The following is a 19,776-nucleotide window of genomic DNA, read 5'->3' as shown; positions in this document are numbered from 1 at the left end:
GGGTGCTCGCGCCAGTCGAGGACGGTGACGCGCGCCTTGGCGATGCGCTGGTGGATCTTGTCGAGCACGACGTACTCGGGACCCTGGGGCCAGCGCTGGGCGCCGACGTCGATCCCGTGCACGAAGGTCACGCCGACGAGGTCGGCCTTGCGGAAGTCGTTGCCGCGGAACTCGTTGATCTTCCGCATCGGATTGAGGTTCTCCGCACCCGCGCCCCACGGCCGGCCGTAGATGCGGACATTCGCGATACGCCCGGAGAACGTGCAGTCGATGAACTCGGCAGTGAATGACTCCCAGCCGTCGATCTTGGCGTTGTCGAACCGGCAGCGCTCGAAGCGCGCCTGGCCCGGGCGGACCGCGCGCATGTCCGCCTCATCGAAGCGGCACTCGCGGAAGACGCTCCGCCGCCGGGAAGAGAACAGCGGTTGGAATCGGCGGTCGAGCGTCTGACCCCGGAAGTCGCACTGCTCGAAGGCGCAGCCTTCCGGCGCGAAAGCGTCGAAAGTGGCGCGCCTGAAGTCGGCGTCACGGATCGTGACGCCGTCGAACATCAGGACGCCTTGAACGGCGTCGATCTCTTTACTACTCGCCGGGTTCGGCGGTCGCGTAGATCGGAACGACGTTCGATGACTGAAGCTCGTCCATCTTGGAGCGACCCTCGAAGACGACGCCCTTTTCGATGACCAGGGACGGCGTCGTGATGTCGCCGTGGACCTTCGCCGGGCGGCGGAGCTCGACGGCGGAGGTCGCCTTGATGTTGCCGATGACCTCGCCCTCGACGATGACCGTGCCGCAGCTGATCTCGGCCGTGACCTTGGCGCCGTCGCCGACCATGAGCAGGTCGTTGGTCGAGATCTCGCCAGTGAACGTGCCGTCGATCCGGACCTTGCCTTCGAAGGCGAGCTTGCCCTCGAACTCGGAGCCCTTGCCGAGAAGTGCGTTCAGGTCGCCCGCGCTGGGCGTCGTGCGATCCCGGGGAGCCGAATAGTCGCGCGTGTCTCGCTGCTGCATGGTCTTGTTCCCTTCCGAAGCTTCCTCTTTGCGGCCCGATTCAGGCGTGCGGGCGGGTTCCGGCGCTTCGGCGGGACGCCACACCGGCGTCGTCGACGGGCGCGCAGGACCGCTCGATCGTTTGAACGTAAGACGGGACACTATCCCCTCAACGCGCCATTTCATAGAACGTCACCCCCGTACTAGTGGGGCAAGAAACGGCGCCGACACCGACAAGCAAGCGAGCGCGCGCCGGGATTCAGCTGTCGTGGTCGTGCGGCGGGATCTCCAGGTGCTTGTGCGGAGGCGAGCGGTGCGCATGGTCCGTCCCGACCAGCCCCAGGCGCTGCCAGAGGTACAGGAACAGGGTGATCAGCAGCAGCACCGCCGCCGCGACCATGACGATCTCGAGCGCGGCCATCCCCTACCTCGCCGGGGTCTGCGGCGTCGTGCCGATGAAGGGCAGCGGCGTGTTCGGGGTCAGGTACTGCGGCAGCTGGCCGTTCCACTTGTTGATCGCCTGGAGCTGGAGGTACTCGGGGGTCAGGGTCGTCGCCTGCGCCTTCTGGGCGTTCGCCAGACCCTGGGCAACGATCAACGCGGTCTCGGCCTCGGTGCGGGCCTTTTCCTGGAGCTGCTTGGCCTGGAGGTTCTGCTGGTTGGCCACCTGCGTCGCCAGGATCGCGTCGTTGAACTCCTTGGGGAACTCGTAGTTCGGGATCGTGAATTCGTCGACGACGATGTAGTAGGGCGTGAGCTTGTCCTTCAGAACGCCCTTTGCCTTAAGTGCGACCTCCTCGCGCTTCTGGATCAGCTCGAGGCCGGCGTACTGCGCCGTGACGTCCTTGAACGCCTGCTGGATCTGCTGGTCGATGATGCGCTCCTTGTAGTTCGCACCGATGTTCTGGAGGATCAGCGGCGCCTTCGCCGCGTCGATGTGGAAGTTGATCGTGATCGTCGAGTGGATCGTTACGCCGTCCTTCGACGCCGCGCTCGACTCGACCTGCTCCTTCTGGATGCGGGTGTCGAAGATCACGACGTCGTCACGGAACGGGACCTTGGTGTGGATACCCGGATCGAACACGTCGGGGTGATCGGTGTCGATCGCGCCGAAGTGCTTCACGATGCCGACCTCGCCGACGCCGACCTGCGTGAAAGATCCGAAGATCGCGATGATGAGCACGAGCAACGCGGCGATGCCCACGACTCCGAGACCGATAGCCGGCCCCCCGGACCGTGGCTGCGTCCCCCTGATGGTCATGCGTCCCCTCCTCGCGCGGAAAGATGCTCGCCTCAGTAAAGCATTCGGTTGTGAAGGCCCGGTGAATGCCCGCAAGGGTCTGCCGATGTCAGAAAGGCGCTGGAGGTGAGCGAATGCGGGCTCACGGGAACGGAATGCCGCGGGCGCCGTCGCCGCGCGAGGCGGCCGACATCGCTGGCGAGCTGACCGAGGAGGACTTCGAGGCGCGCGTCGAGGGCGTCTGCGTGAAGTGGGTCGCCGACGAGGCGGAGACACTCATCGAGGCGTCGCTCATGCTTCGCGACCATGCCGAGTGGCTCGTTGAGCTGGAGCTGGACGGCTGGCAGCTTGTGGACCCCATCGACGGGGGTCACGGGCTGATGGTCAACGAGGACCCCAGAGAAGAGGGTTTCCGAGAGGGCCTGATGGGGCCGCAAGACATTTCTTGACCAATCTTTCAGACTGGCACGATGGAAAGCACCCAGAAGCAGAACATCCTGGTCGTCGAGGACAACGAGAACACCCGCAGGCTGCTGGAGACGATCCTCCGCAGCGCCGGCTACGAGGTCACCCCAGCGCCGGATGCCGAGGAAGGCCTCCGGATCCTCCACGGCGACGCGTCGGTCGATCTTGTGCTCCTCGATCTCTTCCTCCCCGGGGCCGACGGCATCCAGTTCTTACGCTCGCGCAGCGAGATGGAGGCGGACCGTCAGCCGCCGGTCATCGTCGTGTCCGCCACCGAGGACATGGACACCCTCCGGCCGCAGCTGCGGGAGCTCGGGGCGAAGATGGCCCTCCGGAAGCCCTTCGACGTCCAGGAGCTCCTCGACGGGGTCAAGCAACACGCCACGAGGCGCACGGGGAAAGCCGCCGCGGCGGTTGCCGCGGCACCGGCGGCGAAAGGTGCGCCCGCCGCGAAAGCAGCCCGAGCCAAGACGAAGGGCAAGTCGACCACGAAGTCATGAGTTCCGCACCGCCTCCGCAGATCGGACGCGGCGCACTCATCGCAATCGCACTCATGGCCGTGGTCCTCGCGATCGGCGCGATCGTCGTTCTCACGCGATCTGCCGCAACCATCACCGGCGTTCCGAGTCCGAGCGTCACAGGATCGCCGACGCCTCTATCGAGCGCGTCGCCCCCATCCACCGCGACGGCAGTGACCACAGCGACCGCGGCGAGCGGCCGTTTCGTCAGTGCCGCGCTGGGCTACTCGGTGCAACTGCCGCCGCTGTGGCGACGCACCGGCTGCCTCTCGGTCGGCCCAGATCCGGCGAGGCCCGACCTCCTTGGGATCGATGGATTCACGAGCGTGCCCCCCGCGGACGAAAGCTATGGGGACGCGGGTGGGCTGTTCGGCACGGTGAGCGTCCGGGTGGACCGGAACGCGGATCGACTCACGGCGGACGCGTTCGCTAATTCGCCGCGGATGGGGTCGACGCAGGGACAGCGCCTCGAGCCGGCCAGGCTCGACGGTCGCGAAGGAGTACGGGTCATCAACGGCGCGCTCCAGACGGAAACGACACTGATCGCGGTCGACGACCTCATGTATCTGGTCGGCTTCACCGCGACGGCGGGCGACCCGCTGGTCGGCGCGATGCGAGGAATAGTCGACTCCTTCGCGTTCGTACCGCGGACTGCCGCTTCCATCTCGACCACCCGGCCACCGCGTTCGGCAGAATCGGTCGCTGACGGACTTGCCGATGGGTTCGCGCGAAAGGACGTTGCCATCCTGGCAAGCCTGATGGGCGATTGCATGATCAGCGGGGCGGAGCAGGCAGGCTTCGGCTCGCACTCACCACAGCGTTTCGCGCAGATCATGCGCGACGCGTTCGCCGCAGGGTTGACCGTGGTCGTACGTCCGCGGCCGCTCGAATCGGCCCCTGGCTACGGCGCAGGTGCGGGCTTCTCTATCGCCACGACGTGGACTGACCCCGGCAGAGCGCCGGCGCGGGTAGATCTGATCATCGGCTCTGACGGGTCATTCAGCTACTGGCGGGGAATGGTTCGTCGGCAGCAGGCACCACCGTAGCCACCTCCTCCTTTCGGGGGATGCGCCCGGGACCGGCTTGGAGGAGAACAGTGGCGTGGGCGACGGGGAGTTTGCCAAGCGAGACGGTTCGGCTGCGCTCGTGGAGTTCGTGTGCCTTGCGAAGCACAAGGCGGATCCGCTGAGCGCCGATGGCTACACCGTCAGGACCCGCGGCCAGATGACGGGGTACTGCGCGCGCGGGGCGGACCAGAACCATGAGTGGGTACGCGTGCCACCGACTCGGCTTGATGACATCACGATCGGGAACATGGAAGACCGTCCGCCCGACCCTATCTACCGCCGAGACCGAACGAGCCAGCCGCACGATCTAGCGGCTCGCTGACGCCATCGTCTCCAAATGTCTTCCGGTGGGCTCTGCGTGGCTCGAACACGCGACCTCAGCGATGTCAACGCTGCGCTCTAACCAGCTGAGCTAAGAGCCCGTCGCCTCAAGGATACCGGACCTCGCTTGTCGCCCGCGTCCCGAACATGCGCAGGCCCTCGGTCGGCGCGTCCTTCGCGAAGCACACGAACTCGAATGCGCCGAAGCCGTTCGGGTCGAGGAGCGTGTCGATCGCGGAACGGCGGCCGAGCGCGCGCAGCTGCTCGATCGGCGTATCCGCGCGCGCGGTCGCTTCGCGGATCCCCAGCGCGATGAGTGCGTCGCGCTGCGTCGCGCGGCCCGCGAACGCGAAGCCAGCACCCTCCGCCGCACGGCGGATCGCCGTGAAGTTCACGCTCGCAGTCAGATCCTGCGCGCCGGGTTCGGTGTAAGGATCGGTGATGAGCCGATGGCGCGAGAAACCGCGCAGCGTGCCGGCCCCGAGGCGCGTGAGCAGCTCGTTCTCATCGCCGCCGTAGTCGACGAACAGGACGTAGCCACTGGTGAGCGCGGGTGCGAGGCTCGCGACCCAGCCCTCCGCCGCCGGGCTGACCTCCCAGCGTCCGCCGGCCGGAAGCCGCTCGGGGACGCGCCAGCTGAGATCGGGAAGGCTCGGCGCGCGAAGCGTCTCGCTGAGGACGCCGGCGTTCTCCTGGACGAAGACCTCACGCACACCCTCCGCGGTCCGCACGAGAACGTGCACGGGGAAGGCATCGAGCACCTCATTCGCGAAGATGACGCCCTGCACGGGAGCGAGCGCGCGCGCATCAGACGCCCAGCGCAGGTCGCGGCCGGCGAGGGTCGTCGATTGCTGCTCGCGCAGCCGCGGCGAGACCTCGACGATGGTCGGGCGCGCGCCCTTTGCCGCATCGGCGCGCTCGCGCTCGAGAGCGGTGAGCACGTCACGGAGGAAGATGCCGCGGCCTGCGCCTGCCTCGACCAGATCCCACGCGGCGGGCTTCCCCAGCTGCGTCCACAGATCCGCGAACGCGCGAGCGAGCGCGCGTGCGAAATGCGGCCCGAGATCGGACGCTGTGAGGTAGTCGCCTTCGAATCCCAGCGCAACACGCGATGTGTAGTAGCCGTCTTCGGGATCGAAGAGGGCCGCTTCCATGTACTCCGCGAAGCTGATCGACCCGCGCGCCCGGATGCGAGCGATGAGTCGGTCGCGGAGCGTCGCCATCAGCCTCTGGCCGGCTGCGCGACCCCGAGGATCTTCGCGATCTGCCCTTGATGCTCCGGCAGGTGCGAAAGCGCGAGCGCGAGCTGCTGACGCACGCTCGTACAGCCTCCGTGCGGCGCGACGCGAACGGCCGCCAAGCCACTCTCGTCGTACGACAACAGGCGGTCCCGGAAAGCAGCGCGCATTGCGCGCCAGCGTTCGAGCTCGTCAACCGGCCAGTTCGTCAGACGATCGCGGTAGTAGCGATACCAGAATGCGATGACGCGGACACCGGGCCACTCGCGCGCCGCGCTCCGAAGCCTGGCGTCACGCTCCCGAAGCTCGGCGATCTCGTCATCCCCCACCGCGGAGTCGTCACCTCCAGCGTTCTCGTGCCTGGTGAAGTCGAGCTCCTTGGGCTCGGGTCCGCCGGCGATATGTGCAAGCCACCCATGCTGCATCCTGCCAATGGCCCTCACGACCGTGCGCGCGGTCCAGCGGACGCGTCCGTTCTCAGCGTTCCAACCAAACAGCTCGAATGCCTTGGACTCACGGCTGCACCGCACAGCGCGCGAGAGCACCTCCTCGAGGGCACCACGCTGCGCCTCGTCAGCGTCGAGCGGCCAGATCTCAACGCGCAACAAAAATAGGAGCGATCCCGCCGCCAGGTGGTCCACGACCATCCGTAACGTCCAGCCGTCCGACCCGTCGCGTCGTTCCCATTCGGCTGGCGCGAGCGCGCTTACGGTCGAGTCCAGCTGCCGCTCGCGCTCATCGAGAAGCGCGAGGCCGGCGCGCAGCAGGGAGGGTGAAGGGGGCAAGAAAGGTGCGAGTGGTACGCCCCAGTCGCTTCCCCACTCGGTCACTTCTTCGGCGCCGCCCTCGAATGTCGCACCGAGCCGCTCGAGATCCGCGCGCTGCGCGGCAACTCGTGCGCGCACCTCATGCAGCGCCTCATCACGCGAGATCAGGCCTTGGCCCGCCGGCTGAATGAGGGCCTCCGGCGCGAAGCCGACCCAACGCCCGTCGAATGAGCGAAGGTAGATCTTCGCTTACGCGCCCCAGCGCGGCGGAGCGGGCGGCCGCACCTCGGGCGGACGCACTCCGCCGTTGCCATCGCCGTTCGTGGGCACCTGCTCCGACGACTTCCAGGTCTTCGCCACTGCGAGCTCTTCCTTCGCCAGGACCGTCACGCCGAAGCGCTTGTACGTCGCGAGCTCGAAGTTCGGCGTTTCGCCGAGCGCGCCGTGGGGACACACCTCGACGCAGTCGCCGCAGTAGATGCAGCGCACGACGTCGAGCTCGTAGGTCTGCAGATCGCGCTCGCGCATCATCAACGCGCCCGTGGGACACGTCTCGGCGCAGGCGCCGCACGACACGCAGTCCGTGTACGACAGCGAGACGTTCCACGGTGTCGTCACGATCGAGTCGTAGCCGCCGCCCATGAGCCCGTAGCAGTTCGCGCCGATGACGTCGCGGCAGATCCGCACGCACTGCGTGCAGTTGATGCACTTGTTCAGGTCGCGAAGGATGAAGTCGTGGCTGAAGTCGTACTCGTAGTCGTGGTAGTCGATCGGCTCGGCGCGGTGGAAGCGGTTCTCGGTGAGACCGTGCTCGACCGACAGCCGCTGCAGGTGGCATCGGCCGACGTCGGGGCACACGCACTGGAGGCAGCGTGCCGCCTCTTTCTCGGCGAGGTCCTTGGTGTAGCCGTTCTCGATCACCTGGAACGACTGCTCGCGCTCCAGGAACGACAGCATCGGCATCCGGACCTGTGGCTCTTCCGGCTTGTACGGAACGATGTCGATGAGCTCTGGCACCCGCTCCTCTTCAGCGATCTCTTCCGCGACACGGGCCATGTCGTCGCCCGCCAGGTAGCGGTCCATCGCCTTCGCCGCGAGCTTGCCCTGCGCGACGCACTCGATGACCGTGCGCGTTCCCATCTGCGCGTCGCCGCCGGCGAAGACGCCAGGGCGGTCGGTCATAAGCGCGCCGTTCGTGATGATCGTCTCGCGCTTGCTCCGACGTACACCGGTGTCCCGGTCGATCCAGTCCAGGACCGGGATCTGGCCGATGGCCGGGATCACGGTGTCGCAGTCGATCGTGAAGTTCGAGCCCTCGACCGGCACCGGGCGGCGCCGGCCTGACGCATCGGGCTCACCGAGCGCCATCCGCTGGAACTCGACGCCGCCCACGCGCCCGTTCTTCTCGACGATCTTGACCGGCGCCGCGTAGAACTCGAGCTTGATGCCCTCGTGCTCCGCGTCGTCGACCTCGCTGTAGTGCGCACCCATCTCCTTGCGCGAGCGGCGGTAGACGACGGTGACCTCGGCCCCGAGCCGGCGTGACGTACGCGCGCAGTCGAAGGTGGTGAAGCCGCCACCGATGACGACGACCCTGTTGCCCTTTCCCACCGGGACCGGATCGCCCTCGGCGTTCTGGCGCAGGTAGTTGATCGCCTCGATGACGCCGGGCAGATCCTCTCCGGGGATGCGCAGCTCGTTGCTGCTCCACGCGCCGATCCCGAGGAATACCGCGTCGTAGCCCTGCGCGAGCAGCTGATCCACGGTGAAGTCGCGGCCGAGCTTCATACCGCCCTTGAACTCGGTGTCGCGCAGCTGCCAGAGCGAATTGAGCTCCTTGTCCAGCTTCACCTTGGGAAGGCGGTACTCCGGGATGCCGTATCGGCAGATGCCGCCCTGCTTCGCCATCATGTCGAACACCGTCACGGCGTGGCCGTTGAGCGCCGTGTAGTACGCGGCGGTCATGCCCGCGGGTCCGGCACCCACGACCGCGACGCGCTTGCCGCTCGCGATCTTCTGCGGGAAGGGCGTCGGTGCTACGTCCATCTCCATCACGAGCTCGCCGGTGTAGCCGTGGCACTGGCAGATCGCGATCTCCTCCTCGACCAGCCCGCGGCGGCACACCTCCTGGCAGGGCTTCGGGCAGACCAGACCGAGCATGTACGGGAACGGCAGCACTTCTTTCACGAGGCGTGCCGCTTCGACGTGCTGACCCTTCGCCATCAGCTCCAGGTAGCCCGGGATGTCGATGTGAGTCGGGCAGCTGATCTGGCACGGCGGCATGCAGTACGCGTTGTGATCGCTGAGGATGTACTCGAGGTTCTGCTTGCGAAGCTTGAACAGCGCGTCCGAGCTCGAAACGATCTTCATCCCGGGCTCGACCGCGATGTGGCACGACGGCAGTGGCCGATCCTGGCCCTCGATGTCGACCAGGCACATGCGACACGCCGCGGCCGGCGCGAGCTTCTCGTCGTCGCAGAGCGTTGGGACCTTGAAGCCGGCGCGTTGCGCTGCGCGCAGGATCGCCTCGCCGGGGATCGCGGTGACCTCCTGGCCGTCGATCGTGATCGTGCAGGTCGGTTGGCCCGACGGGATCTCGCCGGCGTGCGAGACCGTGGGCAGCTGGGACTCCGCGGGCTGGATGTAGCGCTCGAGGAGACTCATGCGGTGAGGACCATCCTATCGGCGCCGAGCGGCGCGGGCTCGTACTCAGGTCGGTGCCACACGAGGTCGCCGTCACGGTCCCAGATCGCGAGCGGATAGGCGCGCTTCTCGGTGTACTCGATGCCGCCCAGCTCGCGCCCGACGTGCACCTCGCTGTCGAGCACGATCTCGCGGCCATCGACACGAACGAAGCGTTTCTCCTTCTCTGAATCCTTGCGCGTCTCCACGACGAGCGATCCCGTCACGCGGATGAGCGTCGTCTCGCGCCGGAGAAGGGCGTGCGCGTGCTCGACGGTCGCGATGATCGACGCCGTCGTCAGTGCGCCGATGACCAGGCCGGCCGCGAAGATGCGCCAGTCGCCGCGCGACAGGAGGGCGAGGTAGAACGCGATGACGCCACCGACCACCCAGTACTTCCACTCATTCCGTTCGACTCGGAGCGACAGGTAGTCGGCGAGCGCGCTTCGCTGCTCGGCGCTGATGAGCGTGGCGGTCCGCGTCCGCGGCCGCGCGCTGATGCACGGCTCCCAGCGGGCGAGATGCCGCCAGGCGCCATCCGCGCCCTTCTCGATGAAGCCGCTGCAGGCCTGGCACGTCTCGCTCACGGCTGCACCATCGTCTCGAACCGGCGCGCGCGAAGCGTCGTGCAGGTCCCGGTCGGACATTTGAGGTCTTTGATGTGCGACCGGTAGTCATCCGGGAACTCGCGCATCGTCGTGCGCAGGATCGACGGCGCGGTGATGCCGAAGCCGCAGAGCGAGAACTGCTCCATGTGGTCGCCGAGCTCGGTGAGCCACGGCAGATCGCCGTCGCGCCCGAGTGACGACGTCACGCCCTCGAGGATGCCCTGGACGCGCTTGGTGCCAACGCGGCACGGCACGCAGATCGCGCAGCTCTCCTTCGCGAGATACGCGAAGAGCCGCCCGGCCTCGCGGACCATGCAGACGTCCGTGCCGATCGCGCGGATCTGAGCGGACCCCATGTGCGTGCCGGCCGCTTTCAGGTCGTCGTAATCGAACCGTGCGCTACGACGCTGCGCCGACAGCAGGCCGCCCGTGGGTCCCCCGACATGGATCGCCTTCAGCTCGCCGGTCACGCCACCGGCGCGGTCCAGGATCGCGCCGAGCGTCGTGCCGAGGTCGACCTCGTACACGCCAGGCTTCTTCACCGTTCCGGTCACCGACACGAGCTTCGTCTCGGCCTTCGCGCCTTCGAGAACGAGCGGCAGCCACGCGAGCGTCTCCACGCTCGACACGAGCGTCGGCCGCATCAGGTAGCCCTGAAGTGCCGGGTACGGAGGCCGCTGTCGCGCCATCGCGCGCTTCGACTCGAGCACGTTGAGGAGCGCGCTCTCCTCGCCGCCCATGAAGCCACCCGGACCGAGCGTGATCTCGATGTCCTCGCGGCCTGCGAGGGCGCGCTCGGCCGCATCGCGCGCGCCGGCCGCTTCGGGATGCAGATAGAGGAACGCGTGCGTCGCACCGGTGATGGCCATGGCGAGCTCGATGCCACGCACGACGAGGTCGGCGTGCCCCTCCAGCAGCGTCCGCGCCAGCGGGCTGTCCGGGTCCGCGTCGTACGCGTTCGCGACGACGTACGCGTCGCCTCCGGCGGAATTCGCGCGCACCGCGCGCAGCTTGTCCGCCAGCGCGAACCCCGCGCCACCCCGGCCACGCAATCCGGATGCGGCCACTCGCTCGATCGCGGCGTCGGCGTCGAGGGCGCGATCGAGGGCGGGAACGCGAGCGCCATCGAGCAAGCGCACCGCGGTACTAGCGGGCATACGCGGGCTCGACGACGTGATGCACCTCATCTTCGTGCAGCTCGTCGTGCGCGGGCGGTGGCGACTGCGGCGGCCACGCGCCCGCGATCGCGAGGTTGCCGGTGAAGCGCCGCCCGCCACGCGGCACCGCGGTGCCCTCGCCCGCGGGCGCGCCACGGAAGTTCGAAAGGAGCGAAGCCGTCGTGTACACGTCGGTCATCGTCTTCCCGAACTCGATGGCGACGAGCTCCGCTGCGCTCCACGGCAGGTAGCCGTACGCGGCGTGCGCCCTATACAGGACGCGGGTCATGCGGTCCGCGCCCTCTCTCTCGCCTTCGAGGATGCCGCGCATCTTCGTGAGGTCGAGCTTCGCCTCATCCTCCGCCGGGATCGTCGTGACCGCGGTGGACATCGGACGGCGGTCCCCGTAGGGCGCCGCCGCGACCATGCGGATCCGGTAGTAGTTCGCCCGCGGCGCGAGGAGCGGACGGCGCCGGAACGCGTTGCGGAACGAGTACGAGATCGAGATCGCGCGCGGCGGGCAGGCCTTCTCGCACATGAGACAGCTCTCGCACTTGAAGATGCTCGTCTCCGGCTCGAGCAGCAGCGCGATGAGGCCGCGGCTGCGCTCGGGGAGGACCCGCTTCTCGTACGGGTACTTGCGTGTGACCGGCCGGGGTCGGACGAAATGCTCCAGCGTGCGGAGCATCCCGGTGATGATCCCGAACATTACCGGTCCTGCCCAATCTCGCGCCTGCGGCGCGGAAACACGCTCACGGCTGCCGGATTCGCTCGTCGCGGATGAACCGCTCCTCGCTCACTCATCGGTCTACCTCGCCGAGCACGATGTCGATCGAGCCCAGGATCGCGATCACGTCCGCCACCAGCCGACCCTTCAGCAGCCACGGGAGGATCTGCAGGTTCACGAACGACGCGCCGCGCATCTTGGCGCGGAAGGGGTTGGGGCTGCGCCCGTCGCTGATCATGTAGATGCCGACCTCGCCCTTCGCGCCTTCGACCGTGTAGTACGCCTCGCCCTTCGGGCACTTCCACACGTGTCCCAGGCGGGCGCGCACCGGACCGCCAGGGATGCCGTCGATGCACTCACGAATGAGCTTGATCGCCAGCCGCATCTCCCCAAGGCGCACCTTGTAGCGCGCGAAGGCGTCGCCGTCCGCAAGAATGACGGGCTGCATCGACTTGAGCTCGGGGTAGATCGAGTACGGTCGGTCGACGCGCAGGTCCCAGGGAACGCCGCATGCGCGAAGCATCGGCCCTGTCACCCCGTACTGCTTCGCGACCTCGGCCGGGATGCGACCGATGCCGATCGTCCGCTCGAGGAAGATCTCATTGCCGTCGAGGATCTGCACGTAGTCGTTCTCGATGTTCTTCTCCCACCGGTCGAGGAAGCGGGTGAGTTTCGGGAGCCATCCCGGCGGCAGGTCATAGAGCACGCCGCCGGGCCGGAAGTAGTTGAAGTTCATGCGCGAGCCGCAGAGCTCCTCGAGCATGTCGAGGATGTCTTCCCGATCGCGGAAGCACCAGAGCACCGGCGTCGTGGCGCCCAGGTCGAGTCCGTAGGTGCCCAGCCAGATCAGGTGGGATGCCGCGCGGCTCAGCTCGTCGACGATGACCCGGATGTATTCGGCGCGGCGCGGTACCTCGATGCCGGCGATGGCCTCCATCGCGCCTGCGTAGGCATGCTCGTTGAGCATGTTCGACACGTAATCGGCCTGGTCCGCGTAGCGAACGCCCTGTGCGTACGTGCGCCACTCGAAGATCTTCTCGAGACCGCGGTGGAGGTAGCCCATGACCGGGATGCACTCCACCACTTTCTCCCCGGACAGCCGCAAGACCAAACGGAGCACGCCGTGGGTCGAGGGATGCTGCGGCCCCAAATTCAGGATCAGCTCCTCGGTCTCGAGGCCTTCGTCCTCGATGACCGGAAGCTCGACGCCGGCGCCTTCGCGGATCTGGCGAAGCTCGGTGTCGGTGGTGGTCAGTTCCTAACCGCCTTTGGCGATCTTCTCGCGCAGCCGCAGGACGCCCTCGAGCAGGGCCTCAGGGCGCGGCGGACAGCCGGGCACATACACGTCGACGGGGACGATGGTGTCCACACCCTGCAACGTCGAGTAGCTATCCCAGAACTCGCCTCCCGACGAAGCGCAGTTCCCCATCGCGATGACCCACTTCGGCTCCGGCATCTGCTCGTACAGGCGCCGCAGCCGAGGAGCCATCTTGTGAGTCACGGTGCCCGCGACGATCATCACGTCGGCCTGGCGCGGGCTCGAGCGGAAGACCTCTGCTCCGAAGCGCGCCAGGTCATGGGTCGAGGCACCCGTGGCGATCATCTCGATCGCGCAGCAGGCCAACCCGTATCCGAGCGGCCATGGACTGCGCGAGCGCGCCCAATTGATGAGGTTGTTGACGGTGGTGAAGACCATGTTGTCCTCGTCGGCGAGGACGCCCTCGCGCGTCGGGAACTCTTCGCTGCCCAGGCCCGCCTGGGTGGTCTGGGGACGTCGCTGAATGACGTCCTCTTCGAAGTCGATCGGTACTCCCGCCCGCTCGGCGGGACGTTCTTCCTGCACGGGCATCGAGGTCAAGTCTAGAGAGTTCTACGCCGCCTGCACGGCCCGTTTGAGCAGCGTTATGAGCGCATCGTGCACGCCCGGCGCGCTCGCGACGATGTGCGGATGGCCCGACCGAGCCTGCCGCAGCTCGGTGACGCGCCCGCCCGCCTCGCGAACGATGAGCGCGCCCGCCATCCAGTCCCACGGCTTGTCGACGGACTCGAAATACGCGTCCCAGCGCCCGGCGCCCACCCACGAGAGATCGAGGGCGGCCGAGCCGAAGCGTCGCAGATCGCGGACCTCACCGAGCACGCGCGTGAGGATGCGTGCCTGCTCCAGCCGGTCATCCTTTACATAGGCGAAGCCGGTCGCGACGAGAGAGCTGGCGAGATCCGTGACGGCGGTCGTGCCTAGCTGGCGCGGCGCTCCTCCGTCGCGCGAGACGTGCGCCCCATTTCCCCGCTCCGCGCTGAAGAGCTCATCACGAACGGGGTCGTACACGACGCCGGCGAGCGCGCCGCTGGCATCGGCGACGCAGAGCACGACGGACCAGTGCGGCACCCCGTACAGGTAGTTGATCGTGCCGTCCAGCGGGTCGACGTACCAGATGCGGCCCGAGCCGCCGCGCTCGAGCGAGCCCTCCTCCGCGACGATCGCGTCTTCCGGGAACGCCCAGCGGATCGCCGAGACGATCACCGTCTCCGACGCGCGATCCGCGTCGGATACGAGATCGGTGTGGCTCGACTTCGCGTCGACGCCCGTGGCTTTGCCCTCGAAGCTCTCCATGAGCTGTCGGCCTGCGGCCCGCGCGGCATCGATCGCCACCGTCATCGGCTCCGGCATCAGCGCTGCTGGGACGCGAGACGAATGCCGAACATCACGAGCACCGCGCCGACGACGCCGTCGAGCACGCGGCGGATCACCGGGCGCTCGAGCACGTGGCCCGCGCGACCGACCACGAGCGCGTACACCGAAAGCCAGGCGAGCGTCATGCAGCAGAACACCAGACCGAGACCGAGCATGCTGAGGAAGGCCGTTGGTCCCGCGGGTACGAACTGTGGCAGCAGGCTGGTGAAGAAGACCGCCATCTTCGGGTTCCCCAGATTGCTGACCAGACCCTGCCGGAGCGCGGCACGTGGACTGGGTCCCTGCGCGCGCCCGGCCACGACCGCACGCGCAACGCCGCCTCTGGCGGCCGCGACGAGAGCCTGCGCACCGACGTACACGAGGAACGCGGCGCCGGCGAGGCGGACGGCGGCGAACGCCGGCTCCGAGGCGAGCAGCAGCGCAGTGACGCCTGCGCTCGCGGCGAGCGTCCAGATCGCCTGACCGAACGCGACGCCGGCCGCGGTGAACGCCCCGCCGACGCGGCCGCCGAGCAGCGTGTTGCGGATCGTGAGGACGGTGTCCTGGCCCGGCGTCACGATGACGAGCGCCGAGATCCCGAGGAACGCCGCTGCTGTGTCCACTACGACGACGGCGCGAGCCGGCCTTCGACCTTCGGACTCACCGGCGAGTGCGCCGTGATGTACGCGGCGACGACGTCGACTTCGACGTCGCCATAGATGACGTTCGTGCCTTTCGCGAAACCGGTGTGCCCGTCGCCGCCCAGCAGCAGATAGTCGATCGTCGCGACGTGATACGTCCGAGTCGATGCGAGTGGCGCTCCGGCGACGGTGATGCTCTTCACGCAGTTCGGCAGGCCGTTGTCGAAGCGGAACGACACGACGACGCCGGCCATGTGGAGCCGCCCGTTCACGCACGCGGCGCGGTCGATGATCGCGGCGAGGTCGGCGCCGGTGAGATCGACGTTCACCACGGTGTTCGAGAACGGCAGCGCCTCGTAGAGCTGGCCGTACGTCAGCTGTCCCGCGGGGAACGAGGCGCGGACCCCGGCCATGTTGTAGAACGCCACGTCGGTCTTCCATCCCTGCTGGCGGCCGTACTCGACGAACGCGTCCGTGATGAGGTTCCCGAAGCCGGTCTCCTCGCGGGTATTGATGAGGGGCTCCGTCGTCCGGCCGACCACGCGCGAGGTGTATTTCTCGCCCTCGGCGCGGCGATCGTCGACGAGCTTCGCGATCTCCGGATCCGGCTTGACGTTCGGATTGGCCGCGACCGGCATGAGGGCACTGCCGCGCACCGCATCGGTCATCTTGTGCGTCGCTCGGTCGACGATGATCTCCAGCCGACCGACGTACTGCGTGTAGGCGCCCGCGTCGACGATCGTCGTCCGGCCCTCAAGTCGCGCGGTCTGGATCGGCAGGTGGTCATGGGCCGCGACGATCACGTCGATCCCCGGCACGTCGCGCGCGAGCTGCACCGCTTCGGTCATTCCGATGTGCGCCGCGACGACGACGATGTCGGCCTGCTTCTGCACCTCGGCGATCAGCGGTCTGATGGAGTCGGCCGCTGGTTGGAACTGCAGCCCGGCGACGCTCGTCGCCTTCACGATCGTCGCCGAGCCGGGATTGGTGACTCCGATGATCCCAACGCGCGCGATGCCGAGGTCGCGCACCTCGAACGGCTTCAGGTACGGCGGCGCTCGTCCCGTCTTGCTCTCGACGACGTTCGCCGCCAGGAACGGGAAGGTCGCTTCCTTCGCGCGCTGGGCGAGCACGTCCTGTCCCCAATCGAAGTCGTGGTTCCCGACGGCCAGCGCGTCGTAGTGCATGAGGTTCATCGCCTTCGTGACCGCTTCGCCCTTGTTCGCGTTCGAGATGAACGTGCCCTGCCAGGCGTCGCCCGCGTCGATGAGCAGCGTCCGCTGGGGAGCACGCGCGCGGAACGCGGCGACCTGCCCCGCGAGCTGCGCCATCCCGCCGGCACGGAACGCGGAGCTTGCGCTCGCGCTCTGCACGATGTCCGCATCCAGGTGTCCGTGGATATCGTCGGTATGCAGGAGCTGGATGCGGTCGTCGGCGATCGCCGACGACGTCGGCGTTGGCGTGACTGCGGACGAGCACGCGCACGCGATCGCAAGCGCCAGCGCAGGAATGAAGCGGAGCACAGCGCGATGCTAACGTCCAACGATGTTTCGTCTGCTGCTGGCGGTGACGCTCGTCTCGTGCAGCGCACCTACGAGCGTGGTCGTGACGCCTTCGCCCGCTCCGAGCGCCTCGCGCACCGCTGCGCTCGTGAGCACTGCACCGACCGCGACGCTGAGGTCGTCGCCGACCGCTGAGCCGACCAACGTTCCGAAGTGCATCGCGTCGCAGCTGCAGGCGGTCGCCGCCGGTGTCCAGACCACGGACTTCTTCGCCGGCGCGGTCTTCGTCGCGAACCGCGGTACCGCGGCCTGCTCGCTACGCGGGAACCCCGATGTCGTGCTCCTCACCACCGGCGGAGCGCCGCTCGACGTGAGAAGCGCCAGCGTCGCCGCCGGCACCCCGAAGCTCGTGGTCGTCCCGGTCAGCGAATTCCGGCCGGATCCCGCCGGACTCCTGGGTATCGGCGCCAGCGCGCCCCTGCGCTGGGAGAACTATTGCGACGACGCGCTACCGATGAGCTTCCGCGTGACGCTCCCCGATGCCGGAGGCGTCATCGCGGGCACGTTCGTCGACGTCGCGGGGAAGGCGGTCTCGACCCTCGGGGTGGCGCGGTGCGATGACGCGTCGGGGCCGTCCACGTTCACCGTGTACCCGTTCCAGGAGCCCGTGCACTAGGCGCGGGCGCCTTTTCGGGCGCCTGGCACGCTGCCTGCGCAGGGCAGGGAGCAGCACGTGGAAAGGAGGACAACTCCATGGACCTCACTGCCATCGTCACCTGGATCATCTTCGGCGCGATCGTCGGCGTCATCGCGCGGTTCCTGATGCCGGGACGCGACTCGATGGGCTGGATCCCGACGATCGTTCTCGGCATCGTCGGCTCATTCGTCGGCGGTTGGCTGGCGCAGCTCCTCTTCCAAGGCAGCGCGGCACTTCCTCCGCCGTCGGCCGGCTGGATCGGCTCGATCATCGGCGCACTCATCGTTCTCGCGATCTACCGCTACACGCAAGGACGACGCGTCACCGTCTGAGTGTCCGGCTCGGCGGGGGCCTTCGGGTCCCCGCCCAAGCCGTCTTTCGAACGGCCGCGGCCTGCTACAGAGCGGCTGGGGCTCTCACAAGCCAGGTGACGGCATCAGCCCGCGCTGCTGCGCGAGACCCTGCAACTCAGTCAGCAGCCCTTGAATGTTCGCCCGCTCAGCGTGTCCCGAAAGCTTGACGACTGTGATCTCGGCGCCGCCTTCAAAGGCAGCGGAGATCTCGCAGGTGGACCCGTCGAGACGGATCGCCGGCTCGGGTTCCAGCCAGGCCCGCAGAACTAGGCCGTCCTCACCGACGAGTCTGTCTCGTGCGCGCGGTATTGAAGCTCGTACAGCCGGTGGTAGACGCCACGCTGCGCGAGGAGATCGCGGTGCGTGCCCATCTCCACCACGCGTCCCTTGTGCAGCACGATGATGCGGTCGACGTTCTGGATGGTCGAGAGACGGTGGGCGATGATGATCGAGGTCCGGCCCTGCATCAGCTTCTTCAGGGCGTCCTGGATGAGGTGCTCGGTCTCGGTGTCCACCGACGACGTCGCCTCGTCGAGCACGAGCATGATCTCCGGGTTGAATGCGATGGCACGCGCGAACGCAAGAAGCTGCTTCTGGCCGACGGAGAGCGTCGAGCCACGCTCGGTCACGACCGTCGCATAACCGTCGGGAAGACGGTCGATGAACTTGTCGGCGTTCACGAACCGCGCGGCGGCGCGCACCTGCTCGTCGCCGATCGACGACTCGTTCAGGCGGATGTTGGACGCGATCGTGCCGGCGAAGATGAACGGGTCCTGGAGGACGACGCCGACGTGCCGCCGGACATCGGCCTGGCGCATGTCGCGCAGGTCGACGCCGTCCAGCAGGATGCGACCCTTCTGCACGTCGTAGAAGCGCGAGATCAGGCTGATGATCGAGGTCTTCCCCGCCCCCGTCGCGCCGACGATCGCGACGCTCTCACCCGCGCTGATGGTCAGGTCCACTTCTCGCAGCACCCACTCGCCCTCGTTGTAGGCGAAGGAAACGTTGTCGAAGCGGATCTCGCCGCGCACGTGTGGTAGCTCGACCGGGCTCGCTGGATCGACGATCGTCGGCTTCGTGTCCAGCATGCTGAACACGCGCTCCGACGAGGCCATCGCCGCCTGCATGATGTTGTACTTCTCCGACAGATCGAGGATCGGCTGGAAGAACTGGTTGAGCAGCTGCCAGAACGCCACCAACGTCCCGAGGCTGAGCTCGCTCCGCCCGATCCAGTACGCGCCGACGACGAAGAGCGCCGCGGTCGTCGCCGCGCGCGTGAAGTTCACCGTCGGCTGGAAGACGCTCATGGCGCGGACCTGCCCCTGGTTCGCAGTCAGCAGGTCCCGGTTCAGGACGTCGAACTGATCGAACGTCTGCTTCTCTCTCGTGAAGAGCTGAACGATCGCCATCCCCGAGAGCGTCTCGTTGAGATAGACGTTGACGCGGGCGAGACGGATACGGATCGAGCGGAACGACTCGCGCATCATGCCGCGGAAGTACGCCGTGATGGCGGTGAGGATCGGCAGCGACACGAACGTGATGAGGGCGAGTCGCCAGTCGAGCAACAGCATCGCGATCGAGATGAGCACGAGCATGGCGACATCGCCGAAGATCGAGACCACGCCGCGGGTGACCATGTCGGTGAGCGCGTCGATGTCGTTCGTGATGCGCGTCATCAGGCGGCCCACGGGGTTGCGGTCGAAGAAGCCCAGAGACAGGAACTGCAGGTGGCGGAACAGCTCGAGGCGAAGGTCGTACATCGCGCGCTGCCCGACCCACGTCGTCAGCAGCGTCTGACCGAAGCGCAGCGCGGCCCCAGCCGCGAGCACGAGTAGGTAGAGGACACCGAGGAGCGCGAGCCGTCCGAAGGCCTCGTCGCGGCCGAGCTCGCCGCTCACGGCGGGGATGATGGCCTGGTCGACGATGAACTTGGCGATGATCGGCGGCGCGATCTGCGCCAGCGACATCGCGAGGAGCAGGACCAGCGAGACGATCACCCAGATCTTGTACGGGGCGAGATAGCCGACCAGACGCTGCGTCAGGCGCGCGTCGTACGCCTTCCCGAGGATCTCGTCCTCATGGACGAATCCGCCGCCGCCGTGCCCGCCGCCGCCGCCGCCGTGTGCCGCCAT

Annotated in this window: 22 protein-coding genes and 1 tRNA gene; 6 read left to right on the top strand and 17 right to left on the bottom strand. The window is 67.6% G+C overall.

The genetic code is table 11. The features are described 5' to 3' along the window. The 4 genes from VI056_03760 to VI056_03745 form a co-directional block, all read right to left on the bottom strand. Positions 1 to 551: hypothetical protein (locus VI056_03760; protein ID HEY6202135.1), on the bottom strand; the 551-nt coding region annotated here is incomplete at its 3' end. Between the two features lie 31 nt (positions 552 to 582). After that, positions 583 to 1,011, bottom strand: a complete 429-nt coding sequence (locus VI056_03755; GenBank protein HEY6202134.1) for a polymer-forming cytoskeletal protein — start codon at positions 1,009 to 1,011, stop codon at positions 583 to 585. Between the two features lie 238 nt (positions 1,012 to 1,249). After that, positions 1,250 to 1,411: a hypothetical protein gene (locus VI056_03750; GenBank protein HEY6202133.1), complete on the bottom strand. Its 162-nt coding sequence runs from the start codon at positions 1,409 to 1,411 to the stop codon at positions 1,250 to 1,252. A 3-nt stretch (positions 1,412 to 1,414) separates the two neighbouring features. Next, on the bottom strand, positions 1,415 to 2,251 hold the full coding sequence (locus VI056_03745) for a prohibitin family protein (protein ID HEY6202132.1): 837 nt from the start codon (positions 2,249 to 2,251) through the stop codon (positions 1,415 to 1,417). A 113-nt stretch (positions 2,252 to 2,364) separates the two neighbouring features. Between VI056_03745 and VI056_03740 the strand changes: the two genes are divergently transcribed. The 4 genes from VI056_03740 to VI056_03725 are packed head-to-tail and all read left to right on the top strand — an operon-like array spanning position 2,365 to position 4,602. Then, the gene (locus tag VI056_03740) at positions 2,365 to 2,679 is read left to right on the top strand and encodes a hypothetical protein (protein HEY6202131.1); all 315 of its coding nucleotides are present in this window, start codon (positions 2,365 to 2,367) and stop codon (positions 2,677 to 2,679) included. Positions 2,680 to 2,700: 21 nt separating this feature from the next. Further along, positions 2,701 to 3,195, top strand: coding sequence for a response regulator (locus tag VI056_03735; protein HEY6202130.1), 495 nt, complete (start codon positions 2,701 to 2,703; stop codon positions 3,193 to 3,195). Further along, entirely contained in the window at positions 3,192 to 4,259 is a 1,068-nt protein-coding gene (locus VI056_03730; GenBank protein HEY6202129.1) for a hypothetical protein, read from the top strand. The genes VI056_03735 and VI056_03730 overlap by 4 nt, the downstream gene beginning before the upstream one ends. Positions 4,260 to 4,314: 55 nt before the next feature. Continuing rightward, positions 4,315 to 4,602, top strand: coding sequence for a hypothetical protein (locus VI056_03725; protein ID HEY6202128.1), 288 nt, complete (start codon positions 4,315 to 4,317; stop codon positions 4,600 to 4,602). A gap of 26 nt (positions 4,603 to 4,628) precedes the next feature. On the opposite strand, the gene VI056_03720 is transcribed toward VI056_03725, so the two are convergent. From VI056_03720 to VI056_03665, 12 genes are all read right to left on the bottom strand, one after another. Then, a tRNA-Val gene (locus VI056_03720) sits at positions 4,629 to 4,702 on the bottom strand. A 6-nt stretch (positions 4,703 to 4,708) separates the two neighbouring features. Beyond that, on the bottom strand, positions 4,709 to 5,824 hold the full coding sequence (locus tag VI056_03715) for an SAM-dependent methyltransferase (protein HEY6202127.1): 1,116 nt from the start codon (positions 5,822 to 5,824) through the stop codon (positions 4,709 to 4,711). Further along, positions 5,824 to 6,744 (bottom strand): hypothetical protein, encoded by a 921-nt coding sequence (locus VI056_03710; GenBank protein HEY6202126.1) that lies wholly within the window; start codon positions 6,742 to 6,744, stop codon positions 5,824 to 5,826. Before VI056_03710 ends, VI056_03715 begins: the two co-directional genes overlap by 1 nt. A gap of 111 nt (positions 6,745 to 6,855) precedes the next feature. After that, entirely contained in the window at positions 6,856 to 9,270 is a 2,415-nt protein-coding gene (locus VI056_03705; protein HEY6202125.1) for an FAD-dependent oxidoreductase, read from the bottom strand. Next, positions 9,267 to 9,875: a hypothetical protein gene (locus tag VI056_03700; GenBank protein ID HEY6202124.1), complete on the bottom strand. Its 609-nt coding sequence runs from the start codon at positions 9,873 to 9,875 to the stop codon at positions 9,267 to 9,269. Before VI056_03700 ends, VI056_03705 begins: the two co-directional genes overlap by 4 nt. Beyond that, a complete protein-coding gene (locus VI056_03695) occupies positions 9,872 to 11,053 on the bottom strand; it encodes an NADH-ubiquinone oxidoreductase-F iron-sulfur binding region domain-containing protein (protein HEY6202123.1) in 1,182 nt (393 codons plus the stop codon). The genes VI056_03700 and VI056_03695 overlap by 4 nt, the downstream gene beginning before the upstream one ends. Then, entirely contained in the window at positions 11,043 to 11,762 is a 720-nt protein-coding gene (locus tag VI056_03690; GenBank protein HEY6202122.1) for a hypothetical protein, read from the bottom strand. Before VI056_03690 ends, VI056_03695 begins: the two co-directional genes overlap by 11 nt. A gap of 91 nt (positions 11,763 to 11,853) precedes the next feature. After that, on the bottom strand, positions 11,854 to 12,861 hold the full coding sequence (locus tag VI056_03685; protein HEY6202121.1) for an NADH-quinone oxidoreductase subunit D: 1,008 nt from the start codon (positions 12,859 to 12,861) through the stop codon (positions 11,854 to 11,856). A 177-nt stretch (positions 12,862 to 13,038) separates the two neighbouring features. Continuing rightward, a complete protein-coding gene (locus VI056_03680) occupies positions 13,039 to 13,476 on the bottom strand; it encodes an NADH-quinone oxidoreductase subunit B family protein (GenBank protein HEY6202120.1) in 438 nt (145 codons plus the stop codon). A gap of 174 nt (positions 13,477 to 13,650) precedes the next feature. Then, the gene (locus tag VI056_03675; protein HEY6202119.1) at positions 13,651 to 14,448 is read right to left on the bottom strand and encodes an inositol monophosphatase family protein; all 798 of its coding nucleotides are present in this window, start codon (positions 14,446 to 14,448) and stop codon (positions 13,651 to 13,653) included. After that, complete coding sequence (locus VI056_03670) at positions 14,448 to 15,074, bottom strand: LysE family translocator (GenBank protein ID HEY6202118.1); 627 nt, start codon at positions 15,072 to 15,074, stop codon at positions 14,448 to 14,450. Before VI056_03670 ends, VI056_03675 begins: the two co-directional genes overlap by 1 nt. Further along, positions 15,074 to 16,615: a bifunctional UDP-sugar hydrolase/5'-nucleotidase gene (locus VI056_03665; GenBank protein HEY6202117.1), complete on the bottom strand. Its 1,542-nt coding sequence runs from the start codon at positions 16,613 to 16,615 to the stop codon at positions 15,074 to 15,076. Before VI056_03665 ends, VI056_03670 begins: the two co-directional genes overlap by 1 nt. 22 nt (positions 16,616 to 16,637) lie before the next feature. Here VI056_03665 and VI056_03660 point away from each other — a divergent pair, with 22 nt between their 5' ends. Both VI056_03660 and VI056_03655 read left to right on the top strand, forming a co-directional pair. Continuing rightward, positions 16,638 to 17,270: a hypothetical protein gene (locus VI056_03660; protein ID HEY6202116.1), complete on the top strand. Its 633-nt coding sequence runs from the start codon at positions 16,638 to 16,640 to the stop codon at positions 17,268 to 17,270. Positions 17,271 to 17,347: 77 nt separating this feature from the next. After that, entirely contained in the window at positions 17,348 to 17,623 is a 276-nt protein-coding gene (locus VI056_03655; GenBank protein ID HEY6202115.1) for a GlsB/YeaQ/YmgE family stress response membrane protein, read from the top strand. Positions 17,624 to 17,910: 287 nt separating this feature from the next. Here the strand turns inward: VI056_03655 and VI056_03650 are convergent, their stop codons facing one another. Then, a complete protein-coding gene (locus VI056_03650) occupies positions 17,911 to 19,776 on the bottom strand; it encodes an ABC transporter ATP-binding protein (protein ID HEY6202114.1) in 1,866 nt (621 codons plus the stop codon).

The organism is Candidatus Limnocylindria bacterium (assembly GCA_036523395.1).
Classification (GTDB): domain Bacteria; phylum Chloroflexota; class Limnocylindria; order P2-11E; family P2-11E; genus CF-39.
This window is presented reverse-complemented; position numbering and strand designations above follow the sequence as displayed.

Coding starts and splice junctions, on each gene's coding strand:
- VI056_03755 (HEY6202134.1), bottom strand. CDS start 1,011: ATGCAGCAGCGAGACACGCGCGACTATTCGGCTCCCCGGGATCGCACG.
- VI056_03750 (HEY6202133.1), bottom strand. CDS start 1,411: ATGGCCGCGCTCGAGATCGTCATGGTCGCGGCGGCGGTGCTGCTGCTG.
- VI056_03745 (HEY6202132.1), bottom strand. CDS start 2,251: ATGACCATCAGGGGGACGCAGCCACGGTCCGGGGGGCCGGCTATCGGT.
- VI056_03740 (HEY6202131.1), top strand. CDS start 2,365: ATGCGGGCTCACGGGAACGGAATGCCGCGGGCGCCGTCGCCGCGCGAG.
- VI056_03735 (HEY6202130.1), top strand. CDS start 2,701: ATGGAAAGCACCCAGAAGCAGAACATCCTGGTCGTCGAGGACAACGAG.
- VI056_03730 (HEY6202129.1), top strand. CDS start 3,192: ATGAGTTCCGCACCGCCTCCGCAGATCGGACGCGGCGCACTCATCGCA.
- VI056_03715 (HEY6202127.1), bottom strand. CDS start 5,824: ATGGCGACGCTCCGCGACCGACTCATCGCTCGCATCCGGGCGCGCGGG.
- VI056_03705 (HEY6202125.1), bottom strand. CDS start 9,270: ATGAGTCTCCTCGAGCGCTACATCCAGCCCGCGGAGTCCCAGCTGCCC.
- VI056_03695 (HEY6202123.1), bottom strand. CDS start 11,053: ATGCCCGCTAGTACCGCGGTGCGCTTGCTCGATGGCGCTCGCGTTCCC.
- VI056_03690 (HEY6202122.1), bottom strand. CDS start 11,762: ATGTTCGGGATCATCACCGGGATGCTCCGCACGCTGGAGCATTTCGTC.
- VI056_03680 (HEY6202120.1), bottom strand. CDS start 13,476: ATGGTCTTCACCACCGTCAACAACCTCATCAATTGGGCGCGCTCGCGC.
- VI056_03675 (HEY6202119.1), bottom strand. CDS start 14,448: ATGCCGGAGCCGATGACGGTGGCGATCGATGCCGCGCGGGCCGCAGGC.
- VI056_03660 (HEY6202116.1), top strand. CDS start 16,638: ATGTTTCGTCTGCTGCTGGCGGTGACGCTCGTCTCGTGCAGCGCACCT.
- VI056_03655 (HEY6202115.1), top strand. CDS start 17,348: ATGGACCTCACTGCCATCGTCACCTGGATCATCTTCGGCGCGATCGTC.
- VI056_03650 (HEY6202114.1), bottom strand. CDS start 19,776: ATGGCGGCACACGGCGGCGGCGGCGGCGGGCACGGCGGCGGCGGATTC.